10 protein-coding genes are annotated in these 7,215 nt (G+C 57.5%); all 10 read right to left on the bottom strand.

What is annotated here, in order from left to right; all coding sequences use genetic code 11:
- Window positions 1-135: 135 nt before the first annotated feature.
- Complete coding sequence (locus ACHHTY_RS07770; RefSeq protein WP_395493540.1) at window positions 136-342, bottom strand: type II toxin-antitoxin system RelE family toxin; 207 nt, start codon at window positions 340-342, stop codon at window positions 136-138.
- A gap of 76 nt (window positions 343-418) precedes the next feature.
- Window positions 419-658 carry a ribbon-helix-helix domain-containing protein gene (locus ACHHTY_RS07765; protein WP_395493536.1) on the bottom strand — a complete coding sequence of 80 codons (240 nt, stop codon included), beginning with the start codon at window positions 656-658 and terminating at the stop codon, window positions 419-421.
- 396 nt (window positions 659-1,054) lie between these two features.
- The gene (locus tag ACHHTY_RS07760; protein WP_395493539.1) at window positions 1,055-1,360 is read right to left on the bottom strand and encodes a HigA family addiction module antitoxin; all 306 of its coding nucleotides are present in this window, start codon (window positions 1,358-1,360) and stop codon (window positions 1,055-1,057) included.
- A gap of 10 nt (window positions 1,361-1,370) precedes the next feature.
- Window positions 1,371-1,652 carry a type II toxin-antitoxin system RelE/ParE family toxin gene (locus ACHHTY_RS07755; protein ID WP_395493535.1) on the bottom strand — a complete coding sequence of 94 codons (282 nt, stop codon included), beginning with the start codon at window positions 1,650-1,652 and terminating at the stop codon, window positions 1,371-1,373.
- 404 nt (window positions 1,653-2,056) lie between these two features.
- Window positions 2,057-3,031: a hypothetical protein gene (locus tag ACHHTY_RS07750; RefSeq protein WP_395493534.1), complete on the bottom strand. Its 975-nt coding sequence runs from the start codon at window positions 3,029-3,031 to the stop codon at window positions 2,057-2,059.
- A 16-nt stretch (window positions 3,032-3,047) separates the two neighbouring features.
- Window positions 3,048-4,175, bottom strand: a complete 1,128-nt coding sequence (locus ACHHTY_RS07745) for an IS4 family transposase (protein WP_395493533.1) — start codon at window positions 4,173-4,175, stop codon at window positions 3,048-3,050.
- Window positions 4,176-4,244: 69 nt separating this feature from the next.
- Window positions 4,245-4,481, bottom strand: a complete 237-nt coding sequence (locus ACHHTY_RS07740; RefSeq protein ID WP_395493532.1) for a hypothetical protein — start codon at window positions 4,479-4,481, stop codon at window positions 4,245-4,247.
- 61 nt (window positions 4,482-4,542) lie between these two features.
- A complete protein-coding gene (locus tag ACHHTY_RS07735) occupies window positions 4,543-4,869 on the bottom strand; it encodes a PilZ domain-containing protein (protein ID WP_395493531.1) in 327 nt (108 codons plus the stop codon).
- A gap of 342 nt (window positions 4,870-5,211) precedes the next feature.
- A complete protein-coding gene (nagZ, locus tag ACHHTY_RS07730) occupies window positions 5,212-6,228 on the bottom strand; it encodes a beta-N-acetylhexosaminidase (protein ID WP_395493530.1) in 1,017 nt (338 codons plus the stop codon).
- A gap of 211 nt (window positions 6,229-6,439) precedes the next feature.
- Complete coding sequence (gene queC / locus ACHHTY_RS07725) at window positions 6,440-7,159, bottom strand: 7-cyano-7-deazaguanine synthase QueC (protein WP_395493529.1); 720 nt, start codon at window positions 7,157-7,159, stop codon at window positions 6,440-6,442.
- Window positions 7,160-7,215 lie beyond the last annotated feature (56 nt).

Here is a 7,215-nt window from a genome sequence, read left to right as displayed (position 1 = left end):
CCCGTCACCCAGAGCATTCCCCTGGTGTGGCAGGAAAACTCCCTTTTTACTCTGGTCTCGTTTTTTTATAATGCGGCTGAATTTTCGATTCGTCAAGAATTTAAAATGCAGTTAGGGTGGAAAAAACCGGTGATCCTAATTTCTTCGTCTGTATGCGTCGCGGCGATCATCAACTGAAAGCATGAAGATGATTTGTTCAGCCTGGTCGACCAGGTAGAACACCCTGAACTTTCCGACACGATAGCGCCAGGTCGGAGGAGCGTACCCCTTAAGCTTCCTGATGTTGGGACCAAGAAAGGGATCTTGGCGGAGCTGGGGGTAAACATACTCCGTCAGCTTCATTCCGACAAAGCGAGAAGCTCCGGCAGGGAGTTTGTCGAGTTTCTGCAGAAACTCAGCGGTCTCGAATATCCGAAACTCAGACAAAGCGGCCACGTCCCGCCTTGGCATCCTTGAGCCCGCGTTTCAGGCTCCGGTTCAGTTCTACATTCGCTTCGATTTCTGCCATTTCGAATTCGTCCACCAACTGTTCAGCCTCGACATAGCGTGAGGCCGCGGTCTCGATAAAATTCGAAAGAGGCCGATTCTCGCGCTCGGCGAGGGTGCGGAAACGCTCGTAAGCCTGTTCAGACAGTCTCAAAGTAACGGTTTTTGCCATTATCCACCTCGCATCTATTGTTTGCGTATAGAATACAAAGGAATACGATGGTAGTCAATCGTACACTTGGTAAACGCCCAAATGAGCGGCGCCGTTCAACGTTTTCTCCGCCAACCTTGGGGTTCACCAACCTTGGTGGGTAGAAAACAAAAAAAACCCCGGCCGGGGTTTGGCCCAGCCGGGGAAGAGAGCGGGTTTGCAGGCAAGAAATTGGTGTCTGACTCTGATTTCTAGGCCTTGGCCTCCTGGGACGGCTCGAGTTTTAACCACAGAGAGCACAGAGGACCCAGAGGTTAAAAGCGGGCTTGAGCGGCCGCTTTTCCTGCGTTCCTCTGTGCTCTCTGTGTTCTCCGTGGTTAAGAAAAAAATCGGTGTCTGACCCCAATTTCTCGGGGATCAGGCGGCCCGGGCGAGGGGTTGGACCTCCTGGTCGAGGCGACCGGCGAGCTTTTCCCGGGCCACCTCCATATCGTAGCGTGATTGCAGGTTGAGCCAGAACTGGGCCTCCATGTTGAAGTACCGCCCCAGGCGTAAGGCCGTGTCGGCGGTGATAGCCCGGCGACCCAACACGATTTCGTTGACCCGGCGGGGCGTGACCCCGATACCCCGGGCCAGCCGGTACTGGCTGACGCCCAGGGGAACCAGAAATTCGGTCAGCAGAATCTCGCCGGGGTGAATGGGAGCAAAATCGCGCTTGGTCATCATAAGCCTCTCAGTGATAATCGACGATCTCCACGTCGTAGGCGTCGCTGCCCCGCCAAACGAAGCATATCCGCCATTGCCGGTTGATCCGGATGCTGTGCTGTCCTTGCCGGTCGCCGCGCAATTCTTCCAAATGGTTGGCCGGAGGCACCCGCAGAGTTTCAAGCAAGGTGGCGGCATGGAGGATTTCCAGCTTCATCGCCGCTTGCCGCTGGATTACCTGGGGCAATTGGGAAGAAAACCGGCCCCGGAAGATTTTTTCCGTTGCCTTGCAGCGGAAGGATTTGATCATGTCCCATATTATCTGAACGGGATATTATCGTCAAGGGATATCAACCTGGCCCTTTGCAAATGCCTGCATCGGCGGTTCTCGCCGGTTGCCGCTGGTTTTTATTAACCACAGAGGACGCAGAGGACACAGAGATTGACAGCGGGCTGGAGCGGTCGCTTTTCCTGGTTTTCTCTGTGCTCTCTGTGTTCTCTGTGGTTAAAAACAGCATAAAAAAACCGCCTCCCAGGCGCGGGGGGCCGGGAAGGCGGTTGCTGAGAAAGAAATTGGTGGGTGACTCTAATTTCTCCCTCTGGTACCAACTTTGGTAGCGGGAAAACAAAAACCCCCGGCCGGGGTTTGGCCCAGCCGGGGGAAGGGAGTCGGTTTCCAGAAGGGAAAGAAATTGGTGTCTGACCCTAATTTCTCTATTTCTTCAAATAACCCCAGGCACCAGCCTCACAGGATTCTGTCATGCCATCGTAGGTGACCGTCGCCGTTATGCTAAATCCTTCACCATAAGGATCGGCATCCTCACAAACGTTAGTCGTTGAGTTATAAACTATACTGCCCAACCCGACCCACTCGAGGTGATAGTTCACCCACAGGATCCAGCCATCCGGGACTACAATTCCTCCGATGTGATCCGCGGAGCCGCCGGGAATCTCGTCATTTACCTCATCAAACCCGGCTTGGGTCAAGCCGGAGAATGGGGGAGAAAAAACGGCGGCATGGATCGCCTGAGCGCCCTTAGGGATAACCCCGTAACGAACAAAGTCCACATCAACAGTCTGCTCTGATTCGGTAGTATTCACCCAGGTCACATTGTAGTAAAACTGGCCCGGATTGGTGGCAACACCGGTTCCTCTCTTGTTGGTGACGATGGCAAACCGGCCGTTGTCACTCCCCGAGGCCTCTACAGGGTTGCCAGCGCAATCAGCCAACAACAATCCGGACGAATCCGTCATGTAGCAGTTGGTGTTGTCAGAATCGTCCACTTCGCCGACTATAACGCGGTAATGGATATTTGGTGCTTTTGGTGGGTTGAGACTCACCTTAACCTTATCTTTTCCTGAACCAACATCAGGGGAACTAACACTGATGTTGCTACTGCCCACGTAGTTACCTTCATACAGAACACCAGTTGTGATAGCGATATTAGCTATCTTACAATTATGTGAAGCCGGATCCCCATCAAATTCTTTAGTAAATCGCACGGAATCCGGGACAGTAACTCCGTTAAGATTGCCAGCCGGACTTCCAAAAGTGTAAGTGACCGATTCCCATGTCGGATCGCTCTCCGGGGTAGATCCAGTCAAACAAAACTTGATCGGCAAACTGACGTTCAAGCTGCCACCGTCATCGATGGCAAACTGATAAGTAAAATTGTTACCAGCTTCCACTGCTGTCTCATAAATTTTAGAACAAGGGAAACTGCCTACATTCAACAAATTGCCGCTCGGGCGGCTTGAGCAGAGCCATTAAATCCCGGCGTTCAAAGAGATTAAGCTGGAGCAGCCTTAGCATCTGCTGCATCGACAGGTCAATTTTGGCCTTGAATTTCAGGAAGGCCAGCAGGAGGTATACGCAGAGAGCAATCCAAAGCTGGGTCAGCACGGCATTTTTCGTGGTGCCGAGGAAGGTTTTGACCTTGAGATTCTGCTTGATCCATTTGAAGAACAGCTCGATTTGCCAGCGCTCTCGGTACAGCTCGGTGATGGTTTTGGCATCGAGATGATGGGCGTTGGTGAGAAATCGGAACTCCTTGCCGGTATCTGGATTAAGGAAACAGACCAGGCGAAACGGCTCGGGGATATTATTCAAGAAAACCTCGCGGTCGTCGGTGATTCCGCCCGCCTTAAGGCCCGGTCGCCTGGGACCGCTCTCGAGGACGGCATTGCTCTTCAGACGGGTGACAAAAAAGACGCCGGCCTTGGTGAGAGCCTGGTACCACTGATAATCGTTGAAACCCCGGTCAAAGACGGCGATGGAGCCCCGGGGCAGGTTCAGAGCCTTGGCCCACTGGCTTTCATGCCCCTTGCCGTCGGTGAGCGCGATAAACGAAGGCAGATAGCCGTCGGCATCCAGGCCGACATGGAGTTTGATCGCCCCTTTGGTTTTGCGGAACTTGGCCCAGGGGAAAACGGCAAGACAGAGATCAATGGTGGTGGCATCCAAGAGGTAGAGCCGGTTCTTGAACTTGAAGCGGTGGCCGGGGGCAAATTGCCGGCAACGCTCCAGTAATTTGAAAAAGACCGCTTCATAGAGGGAAGCGGGTTGGTTTTCGTTGACCCGGGCCAGGGTGGCGCGGGAGCAGGCCCTGATCCCCAGATGGTAAGCTTTGCGTGCTTGAGCGCCGAGGTTCATCACGATGTCCCGCAGGCTTTGCCGGCCGGAAAGTTGGCCGGTGAACATGGCCATAAACTGGGTCCAGCGGCTGAAGGAGCGAAATTTCTGACCCCGGTGGTGGTCTTTGGCCAGTGAGTCAAATTCATGTCTCGGCAGAAATGCAGCAATTTGTCTGAGGATTGTGTTATGATGGGCCATGGCTCGGATCTCCTTGTTTTGGTAAATGTTTTGGCAAATTCATTATACCTCAAGGAGACACCCGAGCCTTTATTTATTTGAATTCCTTTGCAAATTTATGAGACAGCAGTGACCAGCTTCAGTCGCCATGACCCCGCCCGGCTCAGAAGGCTCAGCAGTAACGGAGTGATTAATAGTTGTGTCGGCTTCGGCCAGGCTCGCCCCCGCCACTGCAAGCGGCAATGCGAGAGCCATCACCCCAACCACCCTGAGCAATATCGGGTTAACCCATCCTAAGGAATTTTTTAATTTCGCTGTCATTTTCATGCCCACACCTCCTCTTGTTTTGAACAACCCATGCCTCTAAAGATAGCTAGATCAGGCATATTCACGCCTCACCTCCTTTGAACCCCAGGAAGCACAACCCCACCCGGCAGCGGCCCCGGCTGTCGGCCTGGACCCATTGGACCCGGGCGAAGACCGGCAGCTTGACCCCGTTGCCGTTGTCGCCGGGCAGGAGCTTGATCAGTTCTCCTTTTTCCAGCGGGCAGTCGGTTTCCAGCCCCAGGCCGTGGGCGCTGAGGTCGATGCCCACCGCCTGGCGCCGCAGGGGCTCCTCGCCCGGGCGGCCGGCCCGGGTTACGCTGAGTTCGAAGGACAGCGCCTGCCGGAATGCGGTGCGTTGGCTGATTCTTTGGTCGCTGCCCTGCCTCATGGTGGCTCCCCGGTGGTGGTTTACGATTCCATTTAGCCTGAGTGCCGGGGGGAAGTAAATCCCTCGAAAGTGGGGTTTTTGGGGGTGGCCAGAAAAAAGCATGGGAATGATGCGAGGGTTGGATTTTTTACCACAGAGGACCCAGAGAGCACAGAGAAGTCGGAGCTGGTTGAGCCGGTGACGGCCCGAGGGGACGGCTGATGGAGTCAACTACGAGAGAAAAAGGGTACAGATTTATTTTTGAAAGCAAAAAAAATCTGTACCCTTAATTTTAAGCCAAACAGGGTCGTTCAATCCGGCAGTTCTCTGTGCTCTCTGGGTTCTCTGTGGTTAACTTACAGCTTACCCGACAACCCCAGCATAGCCCCGGCGCAATAAGGCAATCCGCGCCAAAGATTCCTGCAAGCGCCGGGCACTGAGCTCCCCGTTAGCCAAAGCCGCCCGCAGGCGGGCGGTGGCGGCCCGGACCAGGGCGTGGTCGGCGCAGATCAGCAGCAGGTCGGCCCCGGCCTGGATCGAAGCCAGGGCCGCTTCGGCCACCTCGTGGTGGCGGCTGATCGCCCCCATTTCGAGATCGTCGCTGACGATGACCCCCTGGTAGCCCATTTTTTCCCGCAGCAGTTCGGTGAGAATCGTCGGCGAGAGGGTGGCGGGCCGCTCGGGGTCAAGGGCCGGGTAGATGGTGTGCGAGGTCATGATCGCCGCCACCCCGGCCGCGGCGGCGGCCTGGAAGGGGGGCAGGTCGTCCTGCTCCAGCTCGGCCCGGCTACGGGTGAGGGCCGAGATTTCCCGGTGGGGGTCGAGCCGGGCAAAGCCCAGGCCGGGAAAATGCTTGGCGCAGGCGGCCAGGCCGTGGGCCTGCATGGTTTGAATGACCAACACGCCGAGGCGGGCGACCACCGCCGGGTCGGCTCCCAGCACCCGCCGTTCCATGTAATAACCCTGGCCGGCGGGGCAGAGATCGAGGACCGGGGCCAGGTTGCAGTTGATTCCCACCCGGCCCAGTTCGGCGGCGCAGGTCCGGGCGTAGGCGCGCAAAGCGGCCTCCGGCTCCGGCCCTTCGGCCAGCCGGCGGGCGTCGGCAAACTGGGTGAAGGGGGGGCCGAGGCGGCTGACGCTGCCCCCTTCCTGGTCGATGGCGATCAGCGGCGGCCCCAGCCCAGCCTGGCGGCAGGTTTGGGCGAGTTCGGCGCAGAGCCGGGTAAGCTGCTCGGGATCGGCCACGTTGCGCTTGAAGAGGATGAAGTCGTTGATCCGCTGGTGGTGGATCAGTTCCCGGGTGGAGTCATCGATGGTCAGCCCCGGCAGGCCGACCATCAGCAGGCCGCCGGGTTCGCGTTCAGGGGGGGAGATCGTCATGGTCAACTCATGGGCTGAGGGGGGCGATTATTAACCACCGAGATATGTTTTTTAAACTTTTGAGAGCTGTTTTTTAGACCACAGAGGACACAGAGAGCACAGAGATTTTTTTTAAAAAAAAGCGGCAACGCTTTATCTTTTTTTCTCTGTGTCCTCTGTGTCCTCTGTGGTTCATAAATCAGCGCCCTCGGTGGTTACCCCGGCTAAGGCGTCAACCCCGGGTTTGATAAGACAACGGATCCGGGCAACCGGCGGCGGCGAAGCCCCGCAGCCGCAGGATGCAGGCGTCGCAGCGGCCGCAGGGGCGGTGCCGGGAGTCGGGATCGTAGCAGGAATGGGTCTGGGAGTAGTCCACCCCCAGTTCCCGGCCCTGGGCGATGATCTCGGCCTTGCTGAGATGGAGCAGGGGGGCCTGGAGGCGGAAGGGGCGCCCTTCCCGGCCCGCCTTGCTGCCCAGGTTGAGGGCGGCGGTCAGGGCGGCGAGATAGTCGGGGCGGCAGTCGGGGTAGCCGCTGAAATCGACGGCGTTGACCCCGATAAAGATGTCCCGGGCCCCCAGTACCTCGGCCCAGGCGGCGGCATAGGCCAGGAAGATGGTGTTGCGGCCCGGCACGTAGGTAATCGGAATCTCGCCGGCGGGCTCAGCTTCGGCCAATTGGCGGTCCTTGGGCACCGCCAGGCCGGCGGCGGTCAGAGCCGAGCCGCCGATGGCGTCCAGTTCCAGGCGCAGGACCAGATGCTCGGCCGCCCCCCAGCGGGCGGCATTGGCCCGGGCCAATTCCAACTCGCGGGTATGGCGCTGGCCGTAAGCGAAGGAAAGGCAGCAGCAGCGGTACCCCGCCCTGGTCGCCAGGGCCAGCACCGTGGTGGAATCGAGCCCGCCGGAAAGCAGCACCACCGCCGGGCCTGGCTGGTCGTTGATGGTGGTCATGCCGCCCAGCTAACCATTTGCCGGGGCCGGCGTCAAATGGATAAAGATAAAAAAAT

This window comes from Desulfurivibrio nitratireducens, from assembly GCF_044068515.1.
GTDB lineage: Bacteria > Desulfobacterota > Desulfobulbia > Desulfobulbales > Desulfurivibrionaceae > Desulfurivibrio.
This window is presented reverse-complemented; position numbering and strand designations above follow the sequence as displayed.